At 58.8% G+C, this 12,314-nt stretch carries 14 protein-coding genes; 5 read left to right on the top strand and 9 right to left on the bottom strand.

Features of this window, described 5'->3' with window-relative positions; translation table 11 throughout:
* Positions 1-25 precede the first annotated feature (25 nt).
* From V8J63_RS24050 to pdxR, 5 genes are all read right to left on the bottom strand, one after another.
* Positions 26-1,327, bottom strand: a complete 1,302-nt coding sequence (locus V8J63_RS24050; RefSeq protein WP_336464722.1) for a hypothetical protein — start codon at positions 1,325-1,327, stop codon at positions 26-28.
* 293 nt (positions 1,328-1,620) lie between these two features.
* Entirely contained in the window at positions 1,621-2,334 is a 714-nt protein-coding gene (locus V8J63_RS24045; RefSeq protein WP_197892697.1) for an ATPase, read from the bottom strand.
* Between the two features lie 217 nt (positions 2,335-2,551).
* A complete protein-coding gene (locus V8J63_RS24040; RefSeq protein ID WP_336464721.1) occupies positions 2,552-2,953 on the bottom strand; it encodes a cupin domain-containing protein in 402 nt (133 codons plus the stop codon).
* Positions 2,954-3,145: 192 nt separating this feature from the next.
* Positions 3,146-3,439, bottom strand: coding sequence for a putative quinol monooxygenase (locus tag V8J63_RS24035; RefSeq protein WP_016774982.1), 294 nt, complete (start codon positions 3,437-3,439; stop codon positions 3,146-3,148).
* Positions 3,440-3,562: 123 nt separating this feature from the next.
* Positions 3,563-4,996: a MocR-like pyridoxine biosynthesis transcription factor PdxR gene (gene pdxR / locus V8J63_RS24030; RefSeq protein ID WP_336464720.1), complete on the bottom strand. Its 1,434-nt coding sequence runs from the start codon at positions 4,994-4,996 to the stop codon at positions 3,563-3,565.
* Positions 4,997-5,363: 367 nt separating this feature from the next.
* Here pdxR and V8J63_RS24025 point away from each other — a divergent pair, with 367 nt between their 5' ends.
* Positions 5,364-5,804: a carboxymuconolactone decarboxylase family protein gene (locus V8J63_RS24025; RefSeq protein WP_336464719.1), complete on the top strand. Its 441-nt coding sequence runs from the start codon at positions 5,364-5,366 to the stop codon at positions 5,802-5,804.
* A 156-nt stretch (positions 5,805-5,960) separates the two neighbouring features.
* Here V8J63_RS24025 and V8J63_RS24020 read toward each other — a convergent pair whose 3' ends face one another.
* Positions 5,961-6,263, bottom strand: a complete 303-nt coding sequence (locus V8J63_RS24020) for a hypothetical protein (protein ID WP_016774979.1) — start codon at positions 6,261-6,263, stop codon at positions 5,961-5,963.
* Positions 6,264-6,412: 149 nt separating this feature from the next.
* Between V8J63_RS24020 and V8J63_RS24015 the strand changes: the two genes are divergently transcribed.
* Genes V8J63_RS24015 through V8J63_RS24005 form a run of 3 tightly spaced genes read left to right on the top strand, consistent with a single transcriptional unit; the run spans position 6,413 to position 8,654 of the window.
* Positions 6,413-7,135 carry an STN domain-containing protein gene (locus tag V8J63_RS24015; protein ID WP_336464718.1) on the top strand — a complete coding sequence of 241 codons (723 nt, stop codon included), beginning with the start codon at positions 6,413-6,415 and terminating at the stop codon, positions 7,133-7,135.
* Positions 7,132-7,683: an RNA polymerase sigma factor gene (locus tag V8J63_RS24010; RefSeq protein WP_122698125.1), complete on the top strand. Its 552-nt coding sequence runs from the start codon at positions 7,132-7,134 to the stop codon at positions 7,681-7,683. The genes V8J63_RS24015 and V8J63_RS24010 overlap by 4 nt, the downstream gene beginning before the upstream one ends.
* A gap of 32 nt (positions 7,684-7,715) precedes the next feature.
* Positions 7,716-8,654: a FecR family protein gene (locus tag V8J63_RS24005; RefSeq protein ID WP_336464717.1), complete on the top strand. Its 939-nt coding sequence runs from the start codon at positions 7,716-7,718 to the stop codon at positions 8,652-8,654.
* Positions 8,655-9,348: 694 nt separating this feature from the next.
* Here the strand turns inward: V8J63_RS24005 and V8J63_RS24000 are convergent.
* Together V8J63_RS24000 and V8J63_RS23995 are read right to left on the bottom strand one after the other, a co-directional pair.
* A complete protein-coding gene (locus V8J63_RS24000; protein WP_016774975.1) occupies positions 9,349-9,957 on the bottom strand; it encodes a prepilin-type N-terminal cleavage/methylation domain-containing protein in 609 nt (202 codons plus the stop codon).
* Positions 9,954-10,400, bottom strand: a complete 447-nt coding sequence (locus V8J63_RS23995; RefSeq protein ID WP_336464716.1) for a GspH/FimT family pseudopilin — start codon at positions 10,398-10,400, stop codon at positions 9,954-9,956. The genes V8J63_RS24000 and V8J63_RS23995 overlap by 4 nt, the downstream gene beginning before the upstream one ends.
* A gap of 120 nt (positions 10,401-10,520) precedes the next feature.
* Between V8J63_RS23995 and V8J63_RS23990 the strand changes: the two genes are divergently transcribed.
* Positions 10,521-10,952: a type II secretion system protein N gene (locus V8J63_RS23990; RefSeq protein ID WP_336464715.1), complete on the top strand. Its 432-nt coding sequence runs from the start codon at positions 10,521-10,523 to the stop codon at positions 10,950-10,952.
* A 210-nt stretch (positions 10,953-11,162) separates the two neighbouring features.
* Here V8J63_RS23990 and V8J63_RS23985 read toward each other — a convergent pair whose 3' ends face one another.
* Positions 11,163-12,284: a hypothetical protein gene (locus tag V8J63_RS23985; protein ID WP_336464714.1), complete on the bottom strand. Its 1,122-nt coding sequence runs from the start codon at positions 12,282-12,284 to the stop codon at positions 11,163-11,165.
* Between the last annotated feature and the right edge of the window lie 30 nt (positions 12,285-12,314).

Below are 12,314 nucleotides of genomic sequence, written 5' to 3'. Positions count from 1 at the left end.
GGCGGGGCTTTTTCTTGTCTGTGATTCAGAGCGTATCGGCGCAGCGGAAGGCGAAGCTAGCGACGCCGTCCGCACGGGGCAGGGATGTTCCGGCTACGACAATCTGATTGTTCTGAATAGCAAGGCCTCCCGCCATGTCGAGCACGTCGGTCAGATTGATCACCAGCACACCGTCGTCGGCAAAACCGCGATCCGGAGCGCCGTCCGATTTGAACTGGGCAATGACGATTTCGGAGTCTTCTTCGCCGTGGGTGCTGGAAAGCAACACGATGCGTACGCCTTCTCGCAGCGTGCCAGCAGTCCATTGGATGCCGAAAGGCGCATCGGAATAAGACGTCAGGACTGGCCTCCCTTCATTGAAGTCGCTGGCGTATTTGCCATTTCTGTCGACACAAACCAGAACGCCCCGGTGAACAAGATCCTCCGAGGTGGCGCTACCGATGCCGAGGATGTTGCCATCAGGCATTTCCACCAGTTGGTTGATCTGACTGAGCTTGTCCAGGCGCTCGAACAGGGCAAAACCGTTATCGCCAAAGCTGCTGACAGGCTTACCTGCGGCGTCGAAGAGGGCGATCATTGCGCCGTAGCGGTCTTTACGTGAAACGTAACCTGCGATGGCGAATTTGCCGTCCTGCAGCCGGATCAGTGAGCCAGCCCACGTGGAATTGTCCAGGTATCGAATCGTGATGTAACCCTGTCCTTGGCCAAAGGAAGTGTCCCGAGCCCCGTCGCTATGCAGCCTGATCAAAAGACCGTATTGGTCATTGGGGGAATATTGATGATTGCTCAGGACCATCAGTTTTCCGTCGGCCAGTTCAATGGCATGGCCACTGTAATCGGATGCCGTAGTGCGTTTTTGCTCCGGTGCTACCTCGGACGACGCGAGGGCGGGCAACGGAATCTGGCTAACGATGACCACGCCGTTGTCGCCAAATCCGCTCTCGGGCGTTCCGTCATTGCGAAACATTGCCAAGCAGCGCTGTGGTCGTGCGTATTCGTGTAGGACAAAGGCACCCTGAAGCAACAGATTGTTGTTCTTGAGGATGCTGATGCTGCCACCCGTGGATTTATAGCCCTGCGCGAAAACCCCGCTGGCCACGCCATCCCGGGCAAACGAAGTGTCCTGTGTGCCATCAGGCTTCAACCGCACAATGGCGAACTTGTTGCCCGCGCTGGCGGCGATCAGCAGCTTGCCGTCCGCCGCGACGGTAACTGCGTTGGCGAAGCCGTTTTCCTGATCGGGATATTCAAACCAGGTGAGGCCATTTTTGTTGGGGCCGAAAGTGGGGTCCAGGTTATGCACGGCGGTGTCTTTGACTTCAGTCATGGTCAGCTCCTCGAATACGCTGTTTTTGCGTAAAGCGATCAGTCGATAGAGACCGGCACATCAACGCAGTGCTGGTATTTGGGAAGCTTTCGATCGCGCTGTCCACTGTCAGACCTGACAGTGGACAGCGGGGGATGATTGTGGATCTGGAAGGGATGGCCAGTCTTGGCGGGGATTTAATGTCTGAGGGTTTTTGTGGTGTCTGGTCTGGCGCCTTCGCGAGCAGGCTCGCTCCCACAGGGATTCGCATTCCAAATGTGGGAGCGAGCCTGCTCGCGAAGAGGTATTTACATTCAATACAACTTTTGAGCTGGTTTACCCTCGAGCATCGACACTTTCTCCCCCGGCCGCACGACCAGATTACTCAGCGAACGGTCAAACTCGCGCAACGCCGCCAGCTGCAATTCCTCCTGCTGATTGATATCCGCGACGATCTCTTCCGAGCGCTTGAAGTCCGCCCACACCGGCGTCAGTTCCCGCGCCTGCGAGCCCTTCGCTGTGCCGATGTAGTTCAATTGCGCATCGTAAAAATCGGCACTGACATCCGCGCGGATATCCGAGCTGCGCGAGGTGATCAACTGGCTGTGGGTATCGACGATCGCCACCACATCCGGCCTGGCGGCACGCAGGCTTTGCATGTCCGGGTACACCGTCACCGAGCCGAACTGGCGTTGCAGCGAAGCGTTGACCCACTCCACCGCCCGATCCGGGCTGGAGCTGGCGACGTAGGCATCGTGGATCGGTTGCACCAGCAGGCTCTGACCAAAACCGGTGCCGGCCTTGGCCTGATACTCGCGCAGGTATTGGCGATTGGCCTGGGTGCCGGGGCTGTAAATCACCCCCAGCGAGACGCCGGGACCGCTGTTGACCTGAGTAGCACTGCTGCGACCGGTCGGGTGCGGCAGGAGCGTGTCGAGGGATGACACCGCTTGCGGGGCAGTGGGAACAGAGCAGGCAGAGAGCAGCAAAACGGAGATCGCCAGCAGGGCGGGAAGCGCAGGTTTCATGGTGTTTCTCCCGTGAAACAAGGTCTGTCGAGGAGTGTGCACGGGCCGAAGATATCGGCGGATATTCAGGGTAAACCTGCCGGCCTGACCGTTGGCTGAATAACCTTTGCGCGGTTAGTTTTATTGGCTTTAAGCGTTTGCAGGTAATGCCCCAAGGCAATAAAACAGGCGCAAATGCTCGATTCGCGCCTTTCGTTTATGGCTGGTCACGCAGCCATCAGTTTTCCAGCGGGATCAGCACCTGCTCATCCGGGGCCAGGACCATGAACACCAGCAACTTGGCCGGCTTGGTCGAACTGGCGTTTTTCGACACCAGATGCTCGGAACCGGCCGGCTCGTACCAGAACTGGCCCTTCTTGTAAGTGATGGCCTGTTCGCCTTTGACTTGGGAAATCACTTCACCGTCGAGCACGTAAGCCATCGCAGTGCCTTCGTGCTTATGGGCGATCGAGGATTGCCCGGGCTTGTAGTCGACTTCGATCATCATGGCTTTCTTGCCGGGGACGTTTTTCAGCAGTTGGTCCTGCAGAACGGTGATTTTTTCGGACGGATCGTGAGCCATTGCCGAGGCGGAGAGGGTGAAGGCGAGGGCGGCGGCGAAGAGGGGCAGGGCTTTCATGGCGGGTTACCTGTGATGGTTGGGGTGTGCTCACAGTAGGCCGCAATGGGGCCGGTTCAAACGGCCAATATTCGCAAAGATCAGGTGACCAATTCTGGTTCAAAAGCAAAGATCGCAGCCTTCGGCAGCTCCTACAGGGGAACGCATTCCAGAGTAGGAGCTGCCGAAGGCTGCGATCTTTTGATCTTGCTTTTAGACGATGGGAAAGCTGTTGAAATCCACGCTATTGGCCAGGCGGCTATCGATCAGGTCGATAAACCCCTGCGCCTCGGGCCGGTTGAAATGCGCCTGCATCGCCGCTTCCGACTGCCAGCGCGCGCTGACCGTCCAGCGGTGGCTGTCCTCGGGGCAGCGGTCGACCAGGTAGGAATCGCAGCCCGGGGTTTCGCGCAGGGTATCGACGATCTTCTGCAATTGCTTGCCAAGCTCTTCCGAGCGGCCCGCAACCGCCTTGACCTCAACCGTGTTGATCACTTCGTTGGACATTGCTCACACTCCTGAATCAGGCCGGACGAATCCTGCTCACTGAGGGATAACGCCTGTGCAGAATAGGCCTGCTGCCCTGAATCACCAATAACCAATCGGCGGTAAAAGCCTTATACCAACGGCTCATGACAGCTGTTCGAGGATGTCGCGCAGGCGATCGAGGGCGATGTCGATGTCCAGGGTTTCGATGGCGCCGAAGCCGAAATACAGGCCTTCTTTCGCCGGCTGCTGGTAGTAGAAACCACTGATCGCATAGAGACCGACCTCGACCTTTTTCGCCAGCTCGATGACCAACGGCAAATCGATCGGCACCTTGCAGAACACCGCCATGTGAAACCCGGCACTGGCCGGCACGGCTTGCAGCCATGGCGCAAGATCGGTGGCCATGCGCTCCAGGATGCGCTCGCGGCGTTGCGCGTAGATCGTGTGGCAGCGGCGGATGTGCTTGAGCAGGCAACCTTCGGCGATGAACTTGGCCAGCGCCCACTGCGGCAGGGTCGAGGCGTGCAGATCGGTCAACTGCTTGGCGCGAATGACCGCCTCGATGATCGACGGCGGCAGGATCGCGTAGCCCAGGCGCAACTCTGGCAGCAGGGTCTTCGAGAAGGTGCCGACGTAGGCGACGATGCCGCGCTGATCGAGGTTGTACAGCGAGTCGGTAGGCCGGCCTTCGTAGCGGAATTCGCTGTCGTAGTCGTCTTCGATGATGATCGCGCCGAGCTCGTGGGCACGGGCGAGCAGGGCCTCGCGGCGCGCCTGACTCATGGCCATGCCCAGCGGAAACTGGTGCGAGGGGGTGACGTAAATGAGCCGCGTGCCATCGGGAATCTGCTCGACCTGAATACCCTCGGCATCCACCGGCACGCCGACCACTTCGGCGCCGTGGGTGCCGAACAGCAAGCGCGCGGGTGGATAGCCCGGATCTTCCATCGCCACCAGGTCGCCCGGGCGGGTCAGTACCCGGGCAATCAGGTCCAGCGCCTGCTGCGCGCCGTTGCACACCACGATGTCCTCGTCCTGACAGTTGATGCCGCGAGAAAAGGCGATGTGCCGGGCGATCGCATTGCGCAGCGACGGCAAGCCTTCGGCGACGCTGTAGAAACCTTTCGACTGCGCCATCTGCCGCATCGCATGGGCGACGCAGCGGCGCCAGTCGTCGTGCGGGAACTGGCCTTTGCTGGTGGCGCCACCGATGAAGTCGTAGCGCAGCGAACCTTCCAGCGTCGGGTGACGGAGGAACACCGGCAGATTGCGCCAGCTCTCGATCACTTCGGCACTGGCCAGCTCGGTGTGGCTCTGCTTGCGCTGCACCTGTGCCGGGCGGGCGTTGACGTAGGTGCCTTTGCCGATGACGCCGGTGAGGAAATTTTCGTAGGTCAGCTGCGCATAGGTGTCGGAAATGGTCTTGCGCGAGATGCCCAATTGCTCGGCCAGCAAGCGACTCGGCGGCAACTGCGTACCCGCCGCCAGTCGCCCGGATTCAATCGCCGCGCGCAACTGCTGATACAACTGACCGGCAAGATCCTTGCGGCCGTTGATCACGACATGAAGTTCCATACCGACGAGGCTCCCGGGTGTTGAGTGAAGTGTCGGTCAGATTAGCGTTGTTGGACTTTTGGCAGTAGTTGCGTGGAGTAAAAACCGCAAATTGGCGCAAGTCCCTGTGGGAGCGAGCTTGCTCGCGAAGGCGGTGTGTCAGTTACCTGATCGTTCCCACGCTCCGCGTGGGAATGCAGCCATGGACGCTCCGCGTCCACTGTGACGCAGAGCGTCACTGGAGGCGTTACCACGCGGAGCGTGGGAACGATCAGCGCGTAAAGGTAGGGGGGCAGTGGTGTAGCCGAAATTCGTGGAATTGGGGCTGTAACACAGCCCGCACAACCCTTACCGTGAACTCATCATTCCGCCTGCCGAGAGCCGCGCCATGTCCCTGCGTCTGGATTACTACAGCGCGTCGCCCAAGGCGATGAAAGCGATGCTTGCCATGGAGGCACTGACCGCCAACCTGAGTATCGAAGCGCCGCTGCTGCAATTGATCCGGATCCGCGCCTCGCAACTCAACGGCTGCGCATTCTGCACTGACATGCATTCGGTGGACGCGCGGCGAGCCGGGGAGAGCGATCGGCGCCTTTACGCGATCGCGGTGTGGCGCGACAGCAACTTCTTCAACCCCCGCGAACGCGCGGCGCTAGCCTGGGCCGAGGCGGTGACGCTGTTGGCCGAAAGCCACGTGCCGGATGACGTTTACCAACAGTCGCGCGAGCAATTTGATGAAGGTGAACTGGTGGACCTGACGGTTGCGGTCAGCACCATCAACAGCTGGAACCGCCTGGCCGTGAGCTTCCGCCAGACCCCGAGTGATTGAGTTGCGTCGTAAAAACAAAACGAGAGAAAGAAGAGGTACACGCCGATCGTTCCCACGCTCAGCGTGGGAATGCCTCAAGGGACGCTCCGCGTTCCAATGGGAAGCAGAGCGTCCCAGGCTGCATTCCCACGCAGGAGCGTGGGAACGATCAGTCCTTCACTGCGGCGGTCGCTGCGGTTTCACTGATGTGCCAAACGTATTCCCCATCCGCGTACTGGTCGCGGCCGGGGTCGCCAGTCCGACCTGATTCGGCGCGCGCTTGTGCACCGGCACATTCAACGCTTCCATGTTCTTCTGCGCCGCCGCCGCGCCGTCGGGGTTGTTGCCCATCTGCTGGCTCAGGCAATCGTAATTCGGCGCCTTGTAACCGCCGACCGTGACCTCGACACAACCCAGCGGCTCCTCCGCCTGCGCCGCGCCCACCGTCATCAGCAAGACCCACATCCACCGTGTTTTCATGTCCGCCTCCTGGCCCGCCCGATTGGGCCGCTCTGGGTTTGAGTCTAGTGCAAGCGCGGCGCAAAACCCGTGATGGTTTTTTTGCACCGCCCGTCATACCAGAGTCATAAATGCCCCGCAGGATAGCGATTTTCAGGGGTGCGCCAGTCGTGCAGCGAGGCAGTTCGCGGATCAGTCTTCAGCGCTCGGCGACGCTTGTGCGTCGTGCGGGTCTGGGGTGGCTGCTCGGTCTGCTGGCCAACGCGGCCAACGCAGATCCGGCAGCGGCGGACATGCGCATGACCTTGCACATCCCGGCGCAGGAACTCGCCCGGGCGCTGGATCAATACAGCCGCGCCACGGGCGTCGCGGTGTTGGTCGACAGTCAGTTGAGCCGGGGCCGTCGCTCCCTCGCCGTGGATGGCGAATTCACCGCCGCCCACGCCTTGCGCCATCTGCTCGGCGGCACCGGGTTGATGGCGCGCTACGCCCGCGCCGACGCGTTCACTCTGCAAGCGGCGCAGGTGGAAGACCTGCCAGTGCCGACGGACAAACCCACGCCGGCCGCTGTCGCGGTCAACCGCAGTTATGCGACGGCGGTGCAAGCGGCGATCGAGCGCAAGCTGTGCCTTTCGCCGCTGACCCGGCCGGGCAGTTATCGCGCGGTGTTGCAGGTGTGGGTCGGGCGCGACGGCGTGGTGCAGCACAACCGGTTGGTCACTTCGACCGGCGATGTACGGCGCGATAGCGCGCTGGTGGAAAGTTTTCGCAACCTCACAATCGATCGGCCGACGCCCAGCGCCTTGCGCCAGCCGGTCACGTTGCTGTTGTTACCGGAGTCGTCAGGGAAACGCATGGAATGCACGAGATGGGAAGGAGTTTCCGGGGGATGAAAGACGCCGGACAAAGCGTGATGGGCCAGCTGTTCCTCAGCTCCTACGAGGATTTTCGCGTGCGCCTGCGCCGCCGCCTCGGTTCCGAGGACCTGGCCAATGACGTGCTGCACGAAACCTGGCTGCGGGTCGATCGCATGGAGACCCCGCCAAACCTGCTCAAGCCCAACGCCTATCTGTATCGCATGGCCCTCAACATTGCCGCCGACCGTCGTCAGGCCGATGCGCGCCTGCTCACCGGCACCGAAGTCGAGGAACTGCTGCAACTGGGCGACGAAGCCCTCGACCCGGCGCGGGTGGTCGGCGGGCAAAAAGAGATGCAGGCCCTGCTCAGCGCCTTGTACGAACTGCCCGCACGGCGTCGACGGATCTTCATCGCCGCGCGGCTGGAAGAGGCGCCGCACTTGGAAATCTCCCAGCGTTTCGGCATTTCCACGCGCATGGTCGAGAAGGAAATCAAAGCCGCGCTGGGCTTCTGCGCAGCGAAACTGGAAAGAAAAGTGTTTCAGCGGTTCGGTCGCGGGGCCGGAAAACCGTCTAGCGAATAGTGACCCGATTAATCCGTTGAGAATTTGCGCGTTTGAACATCTTTCGACTGAAACCCGCCGAGCCCTCGGCCACCGAGTCTCTGCACAGCGAAGCCCACGACTGGCTGATCCTGCTGACCTCGGGCCGCGCCACTGTCGCCGACGCCCGCGCCCTGCGCGAATGGTGCGCGCAAAGTGGCGAACACGCCCGGGCCTTCGAAGAAGCCAAGCGGCTATGGCATCACCTGCAACCGGCCGCCGAAGCCGTGCAGGGCCGACGCAGCTTCGGTCGACGGGCATTTCTCGGCGGTGCGATTGCCGCGTCAGCCGCTTTCTTGCTGGTGCGCGGCACCATTCCCGGTGGCTTCGAAGGACTGGGCGCCGACTACATCACCGAAGTCGGCCAGCAACGTCGGGTCGAACCGGCGCAAGGCGTCAGCCTCGAACTCAACACCCAGACCCGCATCAACCAGCGCAGCGTCGAACACGGTGTGCAGGGCTTTGAACTGGTCAGCGGCGAAGTCGAAGTGCAGACCGCACGCCTGCCACTGGCGATGCAGGCCGGAGCAGGGTGGTTGCGCGCCAGTCAGGCCCGCTTCAACCTGCGCAACACCGACCAGCAAGTCTGCGTGACCTGCCTCGACGGCGCGGTCGACGTCGCTATCGACGGCCGCAACCTGCGTCTCGAAGCGGGCCAGCAAGTCACCTACGACGCACGGCAAATCGGCAACGTACAAACCGTCGACACCGCCGCCGTGATGAACTGGCGCCAACAAGTGCTGGTGTTCAACGGCGCCACCCTCAGCCAGATGATCGACGAAATCAACCGCTACCGCCCCGGCATGCTCCTGCTGCTCAACCGCGAACTCGGCCAACGCCGCGTCCAGGCTCGCTTCAACCTCGACCAACTCGCCGGCGTCGCCCTGCTGATCCGCGACGCCTACGGCGTCAAATGCACCGAACTGCCGGGCGGCGTCGTAGTGCTCAGCTAACTGCCTGCCACACACAGCTCCCCTGTGGGAGCGAGCCTGCTCGCGAAGGCGGTTGCTCAACTGACCAATATCTTCCGGTCGCACTCGATCCCTGTGGGAGCTGGCTTGCCAGCGATGACGGTCTAACAGCCACCCAACCTGCAACTGACCGCCCCCAACCCAATTGTGGGAGCGAGCCTGCTCGCGAAAGCGGTCTACCAGCTGACCAATATCTTCCGGTCGCACTCGATCCCTGTGGGAGCTGGCTTGCCAGCGATGACGGCCTAACAGCCAACCAAGCTAAAGCTGACTGCCCCTAATTCAATTGTGGGAGCGAGCCTGCTCGCGAAAGCGGTTGCCCAGCTGACCAATATTTTCCGGTCGCACTCGATCCCTGTGGGAGCTGGCTGCCAGCGATGACGGTCTAACAGCCACCCAACCTGCAACTGACCGCCCCCAACCCAATTGTGGGAGCGAGCCTGCTCGCGAAAGCGGTCTACCAGCTGACCAATATCTTCCGGTCGCACTCGATCCCTGTGGGAGCTGGCTTGCCAGCGATAACGGCCTAACAGCCACCCAACCTAAAGCTGACTGCCCCCAATTCAATTGTGGGAGCGAGCCTGCTCGCGAAAGCGGTCTACCAGTAACAACAACATTGACTGACCCACCGCAATCGCGAGCAGGCTCACTCCTACAAAAACTGCGGTGATCCCGGCTATTGCAACAACCCAATCACCTGCCGATACCGCTCAACCCCCTGCGCCGTCTGCCGACTCAAACTAATCTCCAACCCCAACGGATCCTCCCGCCGATTTCCGCTCAACTGCCGCCAGCCCTTGTCCACCTCCCAAACCCGCACCTGCACATCACTCACCTCACTCAACACTGCAACCCCATTCCCAGGCGCCGGCAACGGATAGCGACTGCGCGCCTCAGCCACCGCCCGATACAACGTATCCCCCTTGACCCACCAGCGAACCCGCTGCAACGCCCCCGGCTGATCCGCCGCGCTACGAATAATGTCCAGCCGAAACCCCTTGCTATCACTACTACGCACCGTCACCGCCGGCGGCGCGGTCGGCGCCTCATCCTCAGCCCCGACCTTGCGCGGCTCGCTCAACTCCACCCCCGCGCGCATGTCCACATCCCGCTGCAACTGATTCAACACCCGCAACAATCCGTCGCTCTGCTCACTGCTCGCCTGCAAATGACTGTCCGCCCGCGTGACACTGTCCAGCCCGCGCCAGGCAATCAGACTCACCACCGCCATCAACAGAATCGCGACCATCACCTCAATCAGAGTGAACCCTTGCTGAGTCTTCATTGAATACTGATCCGCCCACTGCCATCGCGCAGCACACTCAGCCGATTGGCCCCATCAGACAAAATCAGCCGCAACGGCGGATTGATCCACTCGGCATTCAGCACCACCGTCTGCCGCGGCTCCACACGCACCTCGACCTTCGGGCTCTGCCACGCACGCGGCCGCAACTGCGCATCCTCCTTGAACGACTCAAACCCCACGCTATTATCCCCACGCCGCCCAAAGCGAAACCCCTTGGCATCCGCCACCCACACAATCGGCCGGCCATCCGCGCGAGCCTCGGCCTGTGCCACCTGCAACAACTGCGCAACCCGCTCGGCATCCTTGCGCAACAACTGCAACGGATCGGGCTTGATACTCAAACTGATCGCCGCACTGGCAATCCCGATGATCACCAGCACCACCATCAACTCGATCAACGTAAAACCTTGCTGCCTGCTCATCACCCACGCGCTCCTTGGCGTCCCACCCCATCGTGCCCGGCGAACATGTAAGGCATGTGAAATAAAACGGAGAGAATTGCCGCGTAGGCTGGCAACAGGGACAACAAGGAGCGACAACCCATGAAACTCACCGCACGGATTACCCCGGCGCAAACCGTCCAGGCCCTGGCACTGCTCGCCGCCCTGGTGGGCGTCGCGACATGGTCGTCGCTGCTGCTGACCTCGGCGGAATCCCACACCCCCGCAGCCGCCCCGCAAGTGCTTGCGGCGAAAAGTGACAGCCCGGCGTTGCAGTGGTTTTCCAATGAGACCGCGCCGTTGGATATCAAGGTGAGTGGAGTGATCGCAGGCGGGAGCGGGACGGTGGCGATATTGAGTTTGAATGATGGAGCGCCGAGGAGTTTTTTGGTGGGGGAGAAGGTTGGGGTAGGGGTGAAGTTGGTGGGGGTTGAGGGGGATGGGGTGGTGATTGAGCGGGGTGGGGAGAGGGTGAGGCTGGGGGTTGAGAGGTTGGGGGAGGGGGTGGAGATGCCGAGGTTGGTGAGGCCGTGAGTTCTATAGTAGAAGTTAGGTTGTTTTACTACTCTTATAGCAAACTGCTTAAGTCTAAGAAGAAGTAGAGGGAGAACAGGAAAAGCGCATCCTTGTCTGATTTCTTTAAATGCCGACTCCTAAGGTCATTGTTGAGCAATAGGTATCCAAATCGTTGTCTTGATATAAGACATCTGTTTCGTAACGAATTAAAGCAGAAATGTAAAACTGTTAGAATGGAATTCCTATATCGAATGAGAAATCACCTTCGTAATGGAACACATTTGCCATAGCGGTCGCTATCTCTTTTTTAAACTGCTTGTCTTGGTTCAATTTGGCAACCATATCAAGATCAATATCGTCCGCATCGATATCTACTGACAATGCTTCTTTTTTTTCACTCCAGCTTAAAGAAAGATCTGAAGTTGTGGCGAATTTACGAGTGTGTCGGTAAAGAGCCATCCGTAAAGCAGGTTTAGCTAAGGTGTTAAAATCTGGTAATAGTACTTGGGTTTTTGACCAGTCCTTGTATGCGTCGCGATAAAATTTATCATAACTTTCCTGAATGAATTCGCAATTGCTTGCGTGTACTATAGAATATTGTCGTAAAATGTCTGGGAATGCGCTTGCAGTGATAAATTTAATTCTGGCTACTTCCTCTTTTTGGTTTAGTATGTATCGGCAAAGGTAGTCCTCGGCGTTCACTGATTCTGCTGAGATGTCATCATCTTGAAATAAGACTCTCACTAATTCGCTTTCAATGATTGATGCTAGATTAAATTGATAAATTCGTTTTTTGTTTTTTTGGCGTTCCTTCAAAATACTCATCTCATAAGACTGCGCCTTCATTAGTGATGTGATTGAGGAAAATATATTTTTGTCGTTTTGAGGGGACGAATTTGCTTTGCTCATTTCTTGGAAGGCGAATACGTCTACATTTGGTGCGGAAAATAACATTGGGCATGCTTTTGATAGTTTTTCGTGATAAGACGGAGACCATGTCATTTTTGACATGTAGTGATGTATTGCAGGATGGTTAGTCCAGCCTTTAAAAGGGCGCCAATTATAGTTGGGGTCTTTGTCGTCCACCGGGCGAGATAGAAGAGCCCATGAGTTAGCTTCGTTTTTTTTGCAGCTTATAATTATTACGGTGTAAATGCTTAAGTCTTTTAGGTTTGTAACTTTATAGGCTAGTAGATCAATCTCCCTTACCGTTCCCTCTAGGTCATCAATATAACAACGGTTGCTAATCAGGTGCCATCCGTTTTTTCTCAAGGTTTGTCCGATTTCATACTCCAGTTTGAAACCAGTTTTCGAAATTGATTGAGCAATCTTTACCAGGTCAATAGCCATGTCACTCCTTTTGAATCATGGTTAAGTAAT

This window comes from Pseudomonas sp. CCNWLW23 (genome assembly GCF_037095675.1).
Classification (GTDB): Bacteria; Pseudomonadota; Gammaproteobacteria; order Pseudomonadales; family Pseudomonadaceae; genus Aquipseudomonas; species Aquipseudomonas atacamensis.
This window is presented reverse-complemented; position numbering and strand designations above follow the sequence as displayed.

Excerpts from the sequence above, each read along its gene's own strand:
- V8J63_RS24050 (WP_336464722.1), bottom strand. The coding sequence starts at position 1,327 with ATGACTGAAGTCAAAGACACCGCCGTGCATAACCTGGACCCCACTTTC.
- V8J63_RS24045 (WP_197892697.1), bottom strand. The coding sequence starts at position 2,334 with ATGAAACCTGCGCTTCCCGCCCTGCTGGCGATCTCCGTTTTGCTGCTC.
- V8J63_RS24040 (WP_336464721.1), bottom strand. The coding sequence starts at position 2,953 with ATGAAAGCCCTGCCCCTCTTCGCCGCCGCCCTCGCCTTCACCCTCTCC.
- V8J63_RS24035 (WP_016774982.1), bottom strand. The coding sequence starts at position 3,439 with ATGTCCAACGAAGTGATCAACACGGTTGAGGTCAAGGCGGTTGCGGGC.
- pdxR (WP_336464720.1), bottom strand. The coding sequence starts at position 4,996 with ATGGAACTTCATGTCGTGATCAACGGCCGCAAGGATCTTGCCGGTCAG.
- V8J63_RS24025 (WP_336464719.1), top strand. The coding sequence starts at position 5,364 with ATGTCCCTGCGTCTGGATTACTACAGCGCGTCGCCCAAGGCGATGAAA.
- V8J63_RS24020 (WP_016774979.1), bottom strand. The coding sequence starts at position 6,263 with ATGAAAACACGGTGGATGTGGGTCTTGCTGATGACGGTGGGCGCGGCG.
- V8J63_RS24010 (WP_122698125.1), top strand. The coding sequence starts at position 7,132 with ATGAAAGACGCCGGACAAAGCGTGATGGGCCAGCTGTTCCTCAGCTCC.
- V8J63_RS24000 (WP_016774975.1), bottom strand. The coding sequence starts at position 9,957 with ATGAAGACTCAGCAAGGGTTCACTCTGATTGAGGTGATGGTCGCGATT.
- V8J63_RS23995 (WP_336464716.1), bottom strand. The coding sequence starts at position 10,400 with ATGAGCAGGCAGCAAGGTTTTACGTTGATCGAGTTGATGGTGGTGCTG.
- V8J63_RS23990 (WP_336464715.1), top strand. The coding sequence starts at position 10,521 with ATGAAACTCACCGCACGGATTACCCCGGCGCAAACCGTCCAGGCCCTG.
- V8J63_RS23985 (WP_336464714.1), bottom strand. The coding sequence starts at position 12,284 with ATGGCTATTGACCTGGTAAAGATTGCTCAATCAATTTCGAAAACTGGT.